Genomic DNA, 12,170 nt, shown 5'->3' with positions numbered 1-12,170 from the left:
CTCCATGTCCGAGCCGCTGCCCTCCAGCCTCGCCCACGCCCCTGCCGGGCTGGCACTGACCGTCCAGCAGGTCAGCGCGCCGGCGCATTCGCCGGAATGGGCGACCTGGCTGTCCGACCTGGGCTTTCTGCCGGGAGAGGCCGTGCGCGTGATGCGCCGCGGCCGCCTGAGCGAAGGCAACCTGGTGGTGCGCGTCGGGCAATCGACGTTCGCGCTGCGCCATGCCGAGGCCGACTGCATCGCGGTGACGCCGCGATGACCGAGGCGCCCATCCATGTCCACCGCGGTGGCAAGCTGGTTGCGCTGGTCGGCAACCCGAACTGCGGCAAGACCGCGCTGTTCAACGGCCTGACCGGCAGCCACCAGAAGGTGGCCAACTACGCCGGCGTGACGGTCGAGCGCAAGGAAGGCCGCCTCGTCACGCCCGCCGGCAAGACGCTGCGTCTGCTGGACCTGCCCGGCACCTACAGCCTGCACCCGCGCTCGCCGGACGAACGCGTCACCTGCGACGTGCTGGCCGGCCGCGCCCGCGGCGAGAAGCGGCCGGATCTGGTCGTCTGCGTGCTGGACGCCACCAACCTGCGCCGCACGCTGCGCCTGCTGCTGGCGGTGCGTCGGCAGGGGCTGCCGGTGGTCGTGGCGCTGAACATGGCCGACCTCGCCGCCAAGCGTGGCATCGAGGTCGACGCGGCGGCGCTGAGCGCAGCGCTGGGGGTGCCCGTGGTGCGCACCGTTGCCATCCACAAGCAGGGCCTGAGCGCGCTGGGTGCGACGCTGGACCGCCCCGAGGCCTGGCAGGCGCCGCCGGTCAGCGCCGACCCCGGCGTGGACGATCAAGCCGCCATCCATGCGCTGCTGACCGGCCTGGGCCTGGCCGAGGAGTTGCCGGAGTTGCCCGGCGACCGCGTCGACCGCGTGCTGCTGCACCCTGTGTTCGGCTCGCTGATCCTGGCGGTACTGCTGTTCTTCCTGTTCCAGGCCGTGTTCGCCTGGGCCGAGACGCCGATGGGGCTGATCGAGGCGGCCACCGCCTGGTGTGGCGAGCAGGTGGGCGGCTGGCTGCCGGAGGGCTGGCTGCGCAGCCTGATGGTGGACGGGGTCGTCGCCGGTCTGGGCGGCGTGGTCGTGTTCCTGCCGCAGATCCTGATCCTGTTCTTCTTCATCCTCGTGCTGGAGGAGTCGGGCTACCTGCCGCGCGCCGCGCTGCTGCTGGACCGGCTGATGGGCAGCGTGGGCCTGTCGGGGCGCAGCTTCATCCCGCTGCTGTCGAGCTTCGCGTGCGCCATCCCCGGCATCATGGCGTCGCGCTCCATTGCCAACCCGCGCGATAGGCTGGTCACCATCATGATCGCGCCGCTGATGACCTGTTCGGCGCGCCTGCCGGTCTATGCGCTGCTGATCGCGGCCTTCATCCCCAACCGCGAGGTGGGCGGCTTCGAGCTGCAGGGCCTGGTGCTGTTCGGGCTGTACGTGGCGGGCATCCTCGGCGCGCTTGCAGTGGCCTGGGTCATCAAGCGGCTGGGCAGTTCGGGCCGCGAGGTGCGCCCGCTGATGATGGAGCTGCCGGCCTACCACTGGCCGCAGCCGCGCAGCGTGGCCATCGGCCTGTGGCAGCGGGCCATGATCTTCCTGAAGCGCGTGGGCGGCATCATCCTCGTGATGACCATCGGGTTGTGGGTGTTGTCCACCTTCCCGGCGCCGCCGGCCGGCGCGACGGGCGCGCCCATCGAGTACAGCATCGCCGGCTACCTGGGCCGCGCGCTGGCCGTCGTCTTCGAGCCGCTGGGCTTCAACTGGCAGATCAGCCTGTCGCTGGTGCCCGGCATGGCGGCGCGTGAGGTCATGGTCAGCGCGCTGGGCACCGTGTACGCGCTGTCGGCGACCGGGGACGACACCGCCGGTGCGCTGGCGCCGCTGATCGCGCAGACCTGGAGCCTGGCGACCGCGCTGTCGCTGCTGGCCTGGTTCGTGTTCGCGCCGCAATGCCTGGCCACGCTGGCCGCCATCAAGCGCGAGACCGGTGGCGTGAAGATGGCGCTGGCCGCGGCGGGCTACCTGTTCGGGCTGGCCTACCTGGCGTCGTTCATCACCTATCGCGTGGCGCTCGCTCTGGGCGCCTGATACGTTCTTGTCGCGTTCGGGCCGGGCGCTGGGCCGCTCCCGAGCCGGCCCGTTTGGCGATGGGCTTGCGGCTCAATGCTGCAAGCATCGCCGTCCCCTCGGGGGACCGTCAGGGCTCGCCCGCGTTCAGCGCGGCGAGCCCGGACGAGGGGCTTCAGGGCTGAGGCCGCGTCGGCACGGTCGCGCTGCAGACGTCGATGTAGCCCGGGCTGTGCACGAACCAGCCGCCGCGGTGGCGGCGCGCGTCCAGCAGCCGCGCCCAGGTGGCGGACTCGGTGCGCAGCACCTGCAGCGCGGGGCGTTCCTCCACCGGCATGTCGGCCAGCAGCCGCACGCGCTGGATGCCGGTGCGCTGCTCAGGCTTGTCGTAGAAGCCCATGGCGCCGCTGCCGCGCGGCAGCGCGGCCAGGTGCTCCATGCCCTTGATGACGCGGCCGACGACGGTGATGTTCAGGTCCAGCCCGCGCGGCGCCTGGCCGATGACGGCGTAGAGCTCGGCGCCATTGCTGGAATCGACCGCGTCGCTGCGGCCCGCGCCCACCACGCCGTAGCAGTGCGCCAGCCAGGCCTTGCCCGTCTTGGGGTTGGCGGCCACCGCGAAGCCCTCGGCGAAACCGGTGCGCGGCGCCCAGCCTTCGGCGTCGCGCAGGCGGGTGAAGCCGGCGGCCTTGCCGACGCGGTCCAGCGGCACCGAGAACTCGGCGGGCAGCTTCGCGCTGGCGCCCTCGGGCAGCGGCCGGGCCTTGGTGGGGTCGTCGCCGTCGGGGTCGCCCCATTGGGTGACGAAGTTGTCCTGCACGCGCACGACGGCCAGGCCGTTCCAGTAGCCGCCGCGGGCCAGGGCACGGATGTTGGCGACGTGGGCGGGCGCGAAGCGCGGCGCCAGCTCGATGAGGGCCTGGCCCGAGGGCAGTTCCATCAGCAATGTGTTGTCGGGGTCCAGCCCGCGCCAATCGCTGGCGGGCGACGTGGCCAGGATTTCCTGGGCACTCGGCTTGGGTGCGGGGGCCGGTTTGGCCTTCTTGGCCTTTGTGGCCGGCGCTGCCAGTGCCGTGGACAGCAGGCCGGCGGTGGCCAGCGCAAGGGCGAGGTGTTTCATGGGCGCGCAGCTTAGCGCGGCAGGAAGCGGTGCAAATCCCGCGCTCGCAGCGCCGCCGCCAGCCGTTGCGCCAGCGCCTGTGCGCCCGGTGGCGCCCGCTCCGCGCGCGAGGCCGTGCAGCCCTCGCCCCGCAGGCAGGCCAGCCAGACGGCGGGGTCACGCTCGTCGCAGGCCAGGCCGAACTGGCAGGGCAGCAGGTGCAGCGCGGCCTGGGCGGTGGCACGGCTGGCTTCGTCGTCGAAACGCTGGCCGTCGAAGTACAGCACCGGCTCGCCGTCGAGGCGGTGCAGCAGCAGGCGCTCGCGGAGTTCGTCCAGCAGCAGCGCGTCGGGCCGGGCCATCACGGCCTGCAGCAGCGGCGCGCCGTCCAGGTCGGACTGCTGCACGGCCAGCAGCGGGTCGCCGGCGGCGTCGTCGGGCGCCACGTTGACGAGCGCCAGCCACTCGGCGTTCGCGAACTGACCGCAGCCGGCCGCCAGCGCGGCCTGGCGGGCGACGGCACGCTGGTGGCGGGCATCGTTGGCGTCGGCCGTGTCCGCGGGCTGCAGGGCTGCCAGCTCCGCGCAGCGGCGGGCCAGCGCGCGGGCATAAAGGCGCCCGCCGTGGGCGCGGGCGGCCAGCGCCTGGTGCAGCGTCGTGCGCAGCGCGGTCTCGGGGGCGGTCAGCAACGCGGTCAGGTCGGGCGCAGCCGCCACCGCGGGACGCGGGGCGGCTGCCGGGCGCGCGCCGGGCGGCGGGTCGGCCGCCCAGCGCGCGCCGTGCTTTGTGTGCAGCGCGACGCTCGCGGCGGCCACGCCCTGGGCGGGCACCGCGGCGGGCTCGGCGGGAGGGCCCCACCAGGCCCAGCCCACCAGCGCGAGCCCGAGCACCAGGGCCGCGGGCGGCGCGATCACCAGACCGCTTGCGGCCATCCGTCGGAGCCCCAGGTCACGTTGCCGATGAACAGCACCGGGGCGCCGTTGTTCTGCGCGTCGTAGGCGTGCCAGGCCATCACCGAGCCGTCGCTCAGCAGCGACTGCCCGCCCGGGCCCTTGAAGCGCGTGCCGCTGGACGCCAGCACGGTGCCGCCGCCGGACATCATGGCCACGCCGGCCTTGTCGGCATACGGCCCGGTGATGGACGACGAGCGGCCGACGACGATGCGGTAGGTGCTGTTCGCGCCCTGGCAGCAGGCGCCCTTGGACGCGAACAGGTAGTACCAGCTGCCGCGGCGGACGACGAAGCCGTTCTCGATGCCGTTCACCGTGTCGCGGGCGATGTTGACGAGCCCGCCCGTCGGCGGCTTCAGGTTCACCTTGCTGACGCGGGTGATGTAGATACCGTTCCAGAAGGAGCCGAACACGAGGTAGGGGTCGCCGTTGGCGGCCAGCACGAAGGCCGGGTCGATGGCGTTGTAGCCGTCACCGGCCTTGGAGCTCAGGATGGCGCCCTGGTCCACCCACTGGCCGGCCGCGATGCCGCCGGCCGAGGTCGCCAGGCCGATGGCCGACTTCTGCGAGCCGAAGCTGGACACCGCGTAGTAGCAATAGCCCAGGCCGTTGTACTCGCCGCAGCCGGGCGCCCACACCATGGCGGTCTTGTCGGCCGGCAGGTAGGTTTTCCACCAGGCCAGGCCGTTGCTGAAGATGGGGCCGCCCTGCGTCCACGCCGTGCCGTTGGCGGAGTACTTCACGGCGATGCCGCCGTTGTCGGTGGTCTCGAACAGCCACCAGGTCGAGCTGGTCTTGTAGAGGTGCGGGTCGTGTGTGCCGATGGCGCCGGTCAGCGTCCAGGGGGCCGCCTGCGGTGCCGTCAGGGTGGCGGCGAGCGCGCAGCCGGCGGCCAGCCTCAGCAGGCGCTTCAGGGTCAGGAACATGGGGTGTCTCCGGTCGTTGTGGATGGCCGCCTCTGCGTGCGTGCCTGAGCAAATTAAATATGACTATTTGCGCTTCTGCATGCGAAGTAACGCCGATTCGAGAATTGACATCAATCAATAGTCATACGTCATCGCCCCGTGCGTGCCGGCGCGGACGCGGCCGCCTCGTGTGTTCGGGCGGGGCGCTGAGGCGGCTTCCTACAATGCCGCGATGTCCGAGATTGCTTCCGCCGACCAGCCCTTCGTCCACCTGCGCATGCACACCGAGTACTCGGTCGTGGATGGCACCCTGAGGACCGATGACGCGGCCGGGGCCGCGGCCAAGGATGGGCAGGTGGCGGCAGCCATCACCGACCTGGCCAACCTGTTCGGCGGCATCAAGTTCTATTCGGCCTGCCGCAAGAAGGGCGTGCAGCCCATCCTGGGCGCCGACTGCTGGCTGGAGCCCGACGCCACCGACAAGCCGCCCACGCGGCTGCTGCTGCTGGTGCAGAACAAGCAGGGCTACCTGAACATCAGCGAGTTGCTGTCGCGGGCGTGGATACAGAACGTGCAGCGCAACCAGGCCTGCGTGACCTGGGCCTGGCTGCAGGAGCTGGGCGAGGGGCTGATCTGCCTGAGCGGCGCTCAGCTGGGCGGCCTGGGCCAGGCACTGATGCAGGGTGACAAGGTGCGCGCGCGCGAGTGGGCGAACAAGCTCAGCGCCATCTTCCCCAACCGCTTCTACATCGAGCTGCAGCGCGCCGGCTTGCCCGGCCAGGAGGCGCTGGTGCAGGCCAGCGTGCCGCTGGCCGCCGAGCTGGGCCTGCCGGTGGTGGCGACGCACCCGATCCAGTTCCTGACCGAGGAGGACTTCGAGGCACACGAGGCGCGTGTCTGCGTGGCCGAGGGCGAGACGCTGGCCAACCCCAAGCGCATCAAGCGCTTCCTGCCCAGCCAGCATTTCAAGACGCAGGCGCAGATGCGCGAGCTGTTCAAGGACATCCCCAGCGCGATCCGCAACACGGTCGAGATCGCGCGGCGCTGCTCGCTCACCCTCGTGCTGGGCAAGCCGCAGCTGCCCAACTTCCCGACGCCGTTGATGGAAAACGGCCAGCCCATGCCGATGGAGCAGTACTTCCGCGAGCTCAGCCACGCGGGGCTGAAGGACCGGCTTGTGCACCTGTTCCCCAATGAGGTGGAGCGCGAGAAGGAGCGGCCGCGCTACGTCGAGCGGCTGGAGTTCGAGCTGAACACCATCATCAAGATGGGCTTCCCGGGCTACTTCCTCATCGTGTCGGACTTCATCCGCTGGGCCAAGGAAAACGGCTGCCCGGTGGGCCCGGGCCGGGGCTCGGGCGCCGGCTCGCTGGTGGCGTATGCGCTGCTGATCACGGACCTGGACCCGCTGCGCTACAACCTGCTGTTCGAGCGCTTCCTGAACCCCGAGCGGGTCTCGATGCCCGACTTCGACATCGACTTCTGCCAGGGCAACCGCGACCGCGTCATCGACTACGTCAAGAACAAGTACGGCCTGCCGGCGGTCAGCCAGATCGCTACCTTCGGCACGATGGCCGCCAAGGGTGCGCTGCGCGACATCGGCCGCGTGCTGGGCATGGGCTTCGGCCATGTGGACAGCGTCGCCAAGCTCATCCCGGCGCCGCCCGGCAAGACGGTCACGCTGGCCAAGCTGCCGCCCAACTTCGACCCCGAGAAGGCCAAGATGGTCTACGCGCGCCACGAGTCGCCCGAGATCGAGGAGCGCGAGAAGTCCGACGAGGAAGTGGCCGGCCTGCTGGAGATGGCGGCGCGCGTGGAGGGCACCGTGCGCTCCATCGGCATGCACGCCGGTGGCGTGCTGATCGCGCCGGGCAAGATCACCGACTTCTGCCCGCAGTACCAGCAGCCCGGCTCCACCAGCGCGGTGAGCCAGTACGACAAGGACGACGTGGAGGCCATCGGCCTCGTGAAGTTCGACTTCCTGGGCCTCGCCACGCTGACCATCCTGGAGCTGGCCAAGAACTTCATCGTCGCCCGCCATGCCGATCGCGCCGATTTCGACTGGGCCACGGTGCCGCTGACCGACCGCAAGACCTTCGACCTGTTCGGCAAGGGTCTGTCGGAAAGCATCTTCCAGTTTGAATCGCCGGGCATGCAGCGCCTGCTGAAGGATGCCAAGCCCTCTCGCTTCGAGGACCTGATCGCGCTGGTGTCGCTGTACCGCCCGGGCCCGATGGACCTGATCCCGTCGTTCGTGGCGCGCAAGCACGGCAAGGAGACCATCGAGTACCCGCATCCGCTGCTGGAGCAGGTGCTGGCCGAGACCTATGGCGTGTTCGTCTACCAGGAGCAGGTGATGCAGTCCGCCCAGGTGCTGGGCGGCTACAGCCTCGGCGGCGCCGACATGCTGCGCCGCGCGATGGGCAAGAAGAAGGCCGAGGAAATGGCCATGCACCGTGAGATCTTCCGCAAGGGCGCGGCGGAGAAGGGCATCGACCAGGTGAAGGCCGACGAGGTGTTCGACCTGATGGAGAAGTTCGCGGGCTACGGCTTCAACAAGTCGCACGCGGCCGCGTACGCGCTGCTGAGCTACCACACGGCGTGGCTCAAGGCGCACTACACGGCCGAGTTCTATGCGGCGAACATGACCATCGAAATGGACGACACCGACAAGCTCAAGGTGTTGCTCAACGACGCCAAGCTGTTCGGCATCGACTTCCAGCCGCCCTGCGTGAACAAGGGGCAGTACCGTTTCGAGCCGCTCAGCAACCGCCTTGTGAACTACGGCCTGGGCGCGGTCAAGGGCACCGGCCGCGGCGCCATCGAGGCCATCATCGCGGCCCGCGAGGCGGGCGGGCCCTTCCTGAGCTTCTACGACTTCTGCCTGCGCGTGGACCGCAAGGCCGTCAACAAGCGCGTCGTCGAGGCGCTCATCAAGGCCGGCGCCTTCGACAGCATCAACCCCGAGCGCTCCAAGCTGCTGGCCAGCGTGGCGCGCGGCTACACGCATGCCGAGACGACCGAGGCCAATGCCGACCAGGGCGGCCTGTTCGACTTCGGCGACTCGCACGCGTCCAGCACCGCCGAGCCGGACCTGGTGCACGCCGAGCCGTGGAGCATCAAGGAGCGGTTGTCGCTGGAGAAGACGGCCATCGGCTTCTACCTGTCGGGCCATCTGTTCGACCAGAGCGGCGCCGAGGTGCGGCGCATCGTCAAGCGCCAGATCGCGGATCTGCAGGACAGCCGCGAGCCCACCATGGTGGCTGGCATCGTCAGCGGCATGCGTGTCATCAACGGCCAGCGCGGCCGCGTCGGCATCTTCAAGCTCGACGACAAGAGCGACGCCATCGAGGCCGTGGCCAACGAGGAGCTGCTCAACTCCGCCAAGGAGTTGCTGGTGGAGGACGAGCTCATCATTGCCCAGGGCAAGGTGCAGAACGACCGCTTCTCCGGCGGCCTGCGCATGAACGTGCAGGCGGTCTGGAGCCTGACGGCGGCGCGCGCCAAGTTCGGCCGCCACCTGCTGCTGAACAACGCGGGCGCGGCGGGCCTGATCCACGACCTGGTGCAGCGCTTCCCGCCGCGCGAGGTCGAGACGGAGGAGGGCGGCGTGCGCAAGCAGGGCCTGCCGGTGCGCGTCAGCCTGCGCGCCGAGCCCGAGGGCGACCGCGTCGGTGCGCGCTGGCTGGTGGAGCTGGGCGAGTCCAGCCGCTTCTGGCCGGCCGACGAGGCGCTGGCCAAATTGGGCTCGGCGGCTGAGGTGATCTACGAGCTTGGCTGACGCGTCGCATCGGCGATGATTTCGCCGATGTTGCACGCCGTGCCCACCCTCGTCCCCGGGCCCACCCGCTCGCAGCCGGTCACGGGCCTGATCCTGACCGGTGGTGGCGCCCGTGCCGCCTACCAGGTGGGCGTGCTGGCCGCGATTGCCCAGCTGCGGCGCGATGCGGGCATGACGCAAAGCAATCCCTTCCCCATCATCAGCGGCACGTCGGCCGGCGCCATCAACGCGTCCACGCTGGCCTGCCATGCCGATGACTTCGATGGCGCCGTGGACGGCCTCATGCACCTGTGGCAGGGGCTGCATGTGGAGAGCATCTACCACGCGGACGCCTTCGAGGCCGTCAAGAGCGGCGCGCGCTGGGTGTCCATGCTGAGCCTGGGCTGGGCGATCGCCCGGTGGACGCGCAGCCGCCCGCGCAGCCTGCTGGACAACCAGCCGCTGCGGGAACTGCTGACCCGCTACCTGGACATGGGCCGGCTGGACGCCATGCTCGAAGGCGGCCATCTGCGTGCGCTGGCGCTGACAGGCTCCAGCTACACCTCGGGCCAGCACGTCACCTTCTTCCAGACGCACCACCATGTCGTGCCCTGGCTGCGCGAGCAGCGCATGGCCGTGCAGACCCGGCTGACGCTCGCGCACCTGATGGCCTCGGCCGCCATTCCCTTCATCTTCCCGGCCGAGCCGCTGGATTTCGAGGGCGCGCCTGAGTGGTTCGGCGATGGCTCCATGCGCCAGAACGCGCCGATCTCGCCGGCCGTGCATCTGGGCGCAGACCGCATCCTCGTCATCGGCGCCGGCCGCATGAAGGAACCCGAGGGCCGCCGCACGGCGGCCACGCAGAGCCACCCCAGCATGGCCCACATCGCTGGCCATGCGCTGTCCAACATCTTCCTGGACGCGCTGGCCGTGGACGTGGAGCGGCTGCGCCGCATCAACCGCACGCTGGCGCTGCTGCCGCCCGAGGCGCGCTCGGCCACGGCGCTGCGGCCCATTGAGCTGCTGGTCATTGCGCCCAGCCGGCGGCTGGACGACCTGGCCGGCGAGCACCAGGCCAGTCTGCCCAAGTCCGTGCGCGCCATGCTGCGTGCCATCGGCGTCAGCGGCCGCGGCAAGAGCACCAGCGGTGCGGCGCTGGTGAGCTATCTGCTGTTCGAGCCCAGCTTCATCAACGAGCTGATCAACCTGGGCATGAGCGACACGCTGACCAAGCGGGCCGAGGTGCAGCGCTTCTTCGGCTGGCCGGCGCGTGCGCCGCAGGTGGACCCGGTGCAGCTGCGCCGCAGCCGCTCAGCCGGCTTCGCTGCCGGCTGTTGACCAGGCCTGGCCGGCCACACGCAGGCCGGCCGCCGACAGCCGCCGCGCCGTGCCCGCCTTGACGCCCGGCACGCGCCGCATCAGGTCGTCCCAGTCCGCAAACGGCCGCTTGGCCAGCAGCCGCTGCACCAAGGCCGGGCCCAGGCCGGGCAGGGCCTCGAGTCTCGCGCGCGTCGCGGTGTTGACCTCAACGTCGGCCACGGCCTGGGCCGCGGCCGGTGCCGCGATGCACAGCAGCAGCGCGCGGCGACGCATGGCTCAGGCCTCGCCCGCCTGCGCCCGCACCATCGCCGCATAGGCGCCGTTGAGGGCGATCAGCTCGGCATGCGTGCCGGTCTCCACCAGCTTGCCAGCGCCCATCACGTGGATGGCGTCGGCATCGCGGATGGTGGACAGCCGGTGCGCGATGACGATCAGCGTCTTGCGGCCAGCCCACTGGCCGAGCGCCTGCTGCACGGCCCGCTCGCTCTCGGTGTCCAGTGCCGAGGTGGCCTCGTCGAAGATCCAGATGGGCGCGTCCTTGTACAGCGCCCGCGCAATCGCCAGGCGCTGGCGCTGGCCGCCGGAGAGCTTGCCGCCATTGGCGCCCACGGGCGTCTCCAGCCCTTCCGGCAGCGTCTGCACGAAGTCCCACAGGTGGGCAGCGCGCAGCACCTGCTCCAGCTTGGCGTCGTCGCGTGGCTGGGCGTAGGCGATGTTGGCGGCAACCGAGTCGTCGAACAGCACGATGTCCTGCGACACCACTGCGAACTGGCGGCGCAATGCGGCGCGGCTGAGTGCGCTGATGTCGGCGCCGTCGAGCCGGATGTGGCCACCATCGGGCCGGCCGAAGCCCAGCAGCAGGTGGATGATGGAGCTCTTGCCGGCGCCCGAGGCGCCCACGAGCGCGGTGGTCTTGCCGGCGCCGAAGGCCAGCGTCAGCCCGTCCAGCGCCGGCTGCGCGGCGCCCGGGTAGGTCAGGCGCACCGCGTCCATCGCGATGTCGCCGCGCGCGGGCGCGGGCAGCTCCTGCGTGCCGGTGTCGGCCTCCTTGGGCGCGTCCATCAACTCCAGGCAGCCCTGGGCGATGACGCTGGCGCGCGTCAGAGGCGCGGCCAGGTCGGACAGGTGGCGCAGCTTGGAGATCAGCAGCAGCAGCGCCGCGATGAACTCGGCGAACTGCTGCACGCCGGTTCCTTCGGCCCGCGCCTGCCACAGTGCCGCGCAGATGATGAAGGACAGGCCCACGCTGGCCACCAGCTGCGACATGGGCTGGGCCATGGCCGCGGCGGCCGCCGCCTTGAGGTTGTAGCGGCGCACCTCCTGCGCCGCGTCAACAAAGCGCTGGCGCTCGAACGCCGCCGCGCCGAACTGGCGCACCACGCGCCAGGCGCGGGTGATGTCGTCCACCTTGTTGACCAGCACCAGCTGCGAGTCGTAGGAGCGCGAGGACATCAGCCGGATGCGCCGGTTGACCTTCTTCATCACCAGCGCCAGCAGCGGCGCCACCACCAGCGCCAGCAGCGTGAGCTGCCAGTTCAGGTGGAACAGGTAGCCCACCAGGCCGATGGCCGGCAGGCCGTCGCGCAGCAGCGCCATGCCGACGTCGCCGGTGAGCTGCAGGATCTGCTGCGGGTCGTTGACGACCTTGGTGACGGCCGTGCCCGGCTGCATGCGGGTGTAGACCTGCGCATCCAGCTTCAGCAGCGCCTCCACCAGCGCGGTGCGGAAGTCCAGCACGCTGCGCGTGATGGTCCAGTGGAACAGGTACTGCCCGGCGAAGTTGCACAGCCCGCGCACGACGTACAGACCCACCAGCACCACGGGCACCATCCACAGCGGGAAGGCGTCTTTGGCGAAGCCCTCGCCGAAGGCATAGCCGATGAGCTTGGGCAGCATCAGCTCGGTGCCGGCCACACCCAGGTAGGCCACGATGGTGAGCACCGCGCCCCAGCGGTAAGGGTAGACGTAGCGGCCCAGGCGGCGGCTGACGGGAACGGAGGAGTCTTGGGACATGGGGCGCGATTGTCGTCCGTGTT

At 70.6% G+C, this 12,170-nt stretch carries 9 protein-coding genes; 4 read left to right on the top strand and 5 right to left on the bottom strand.

The window, feature by feature from the left end; all coding sequences use genetic code 11:
* Window positions 1-4 precede the first annotated feature (4 nt).
* Complete coding sequence (locus NYO99_RS05395) at window positions 5-259, top strand: FeoA family protein (RefSeq protein WP_268166060.1); 255 nt, start codon at window positions 5-7, stop codon at window positions 257-259.
* Window positions 256-2,121 (top strand): ferrous iron transporter B, encoded by a 1,866-nt coding sequence (feoB, locus tag NYO99_RS05390; RefSeq protein ID WP_268166059.1) that lies wholly within the window; start codon window positions 256-258, stop codon window positions 2,119-2,121. Before NYO99_RS05395 ends, feoB begins: the two co-directional genes overlap by 4 nt.
* A 154-nt stretch (window positions 2,122-2,275) precedes the next feature.
* On the opposite strand, the gene NYO99_RS05385 is transcribed toward feoB, so the two are convergent.
* The 3 genes from NYO99_RS05385 to NYO99_RS05375 are packed head-to-tail and all read right to left on the bottom strand — an operon-like array spanning window position 2,276 to window position 5,075.
* Complete coding sequence (locus tag NYO99_RS05385; protein WP_268166058.1) at window positions 2,276-3,220, bottom strand: peptidylprolyl isomerase; 945 nt, start codon at window positions 3,218-3,220, stop codon at window positions 2,276-2,278.
* An 11-nt stretch (window positions 3,221-3,231) separates the two neighbouring features.
* Window positions 3,232-4,131, bottom strand: a complete 900-nt coding sequence (locus NYO99_RS05380; protein WP_268166057.1) for a hypothetical protein — start codon at window positions 4,129-4,131, stop codon at window positions 3,232-3,234.
* Complete coding sequence (locus NYO99_RS05375; protein ID WP_268166056.1) at window positions 4,110-5,075, bottom strand: glycoside hydrolase family 43 protein; 966 nt, start codon at window positions 5,073-5,075, stop codon at window positions 4,110-4,112. Before NYO99_RS05375 ends, NYO99_RS05380 begins: the two co-directional genes overlap by 22 nt.
* A 211-nt stretch (window positions 5,076-5,286) precedes the next feature.
* Between NYO99_RS05375 and dnaE the strand changes: the two genes are divergently transcribed.
* Both dnaE and NYO99_RS05365 read left to right on the top strand, forming a co-directional pair.
* Window positions 5,287-8,835 carry a DNA polymerase III subunit alpha gene (gene dnaE / locus NYO99_RS05370; RefSeq protein WP_268166055.1) on the top strand — a complete coding sequence of 1,183 codons (3,549 nt, stop codon included), beginning with the start codon at window positions 5,287-5,289 and terminating at the stop codon, window positions 8,833-8,835.
* A 27-nt stretch (window positions 8,836-8,862) separates the two neighbouring features.
* Window positions 8,863-10,152 (top strand): patatin-like phospholipase family protein, encoded by a 1,290-nt coding sequence (locus NYO99_RS05365; protein ID WP_422395472.1) that lies wholly within the window; start codon window positions 8,863-8,865, stop codon window positions 10,150-10,152.
* Here NYO99_RS05365 and NYO99_RS05360 read toward each other — a convergent pair.
* Together NYO99_RS05360 and NYO99_RS05355 are read right to left on the bottom strand one after the other, a co-directional pair.
* A complete protein-coding gene (locus NYO99_RS05360; protein ID WP_268166053.1) occupies window positions 10,126-10,407 on the bottom strand; it encodes a ComEA family DNA-binding protein in 282 nt (93 codons plus the stop codon). The two genes, NYO99_RS05365 and NYO99_RS05360, sit on opposite strands and share 27 nt — an antisense overlap.
* A gap of 3 nt (window positions 10,408-10,410) precedes the next feature.
* Window positions 10,411-12,147, bottom strand: coding sequence for an ABC transporter transmembrane domain-containing protein (locus tag NYO99_RS05355; RefSeq protein ID WP_268166052.1), 1,737 nt, complete (start codon window positions 12,145-12,147; stop codon window positions 10,411-10,413).
* Window positions 12,148-12,170 lie beyond the last annotated feature (23 nt).

The sequence above is a fragment of the Roseateles hydrophilus genome, assembly GCF_026712245.1.
Lineage (GTDB): Bacteria > Pseudomonadota > Gammaproteobacteria > Burkholderiales > Burkholderiaceae_C > Pelomonas > Pelomonas hydrophilus.
Note: the sequence above shows the minus strand (reverse complement) of the source record. Positions and strands in the feature narration are given on the sequence as shown.

Bases quoted from the DNA above. Each gene is read 5' to 3' on its own strand.
- NYO99_RS05375 (WP_268166056.1), bottom strand. From the start codon at position 5,075: ATGTTCCTGACCCTGAAGCGCCTGCTGAGGCTGGCCGCCGGCTGCGCG.
- NYO99_RS05380 (WP_268166057.1), bottom strand. From the start codon at position 4,131: ATGGCCGCAAGCGGTCTGGTGATCGCGCCGCCCGCGGCCCTGGTGCTC.
- NYO99_RS05355 (WP_268166052.1), bottom strand. From the start codon at position 12,147: ATGTCCCAAGACTCCTCCGTTCCCGTCAGCCGCCGCCTGGGCCGCTAC.
- NYO99_RS05385 (WP_268166058.1), bottom strand. From the start codon at position 3,220: ATGAAACACCTCGCCCTTGCGCTGGCCACCGCCGGCCTGCTGTCCACG.
- NYO99_RS05360 (WP_268166053.1), bottom strand. From the start codon at position 10,407: ATGCGTCGCCGCGCGCTGCTGCTGTGCATCGCGGCACCGGCCGCGGCC.
- feoB (WP_268166059.1), top strand. From the start codon at position 256: ATGACCGAGGCGCCCATCCATGTCCACCGCGGTGGCAAGCTGGTTGCG.
- NYO99_RS05365 (WP_422395472.1), top strand. From the start codon at position 8,863: ATGTTGCACGCCGTGCCCACCCTCGTCCCCGGGCCCACCCGCTCGCAG.
- NYO99_RS05395 (WP_268166060.1), top strand. From the start codon at position 5: ATGTCCGAGCCGCTGCCCTCCAGCCTCGCCCACGCCCCTGCCGGGCTG.
- dnaE (WP_268166055.1), top strand. From the start codon at position 5,287: ATGTCCGAGATTGCTTCCGCCGACCAGCCCTTCGTCCACCTGCGCATG.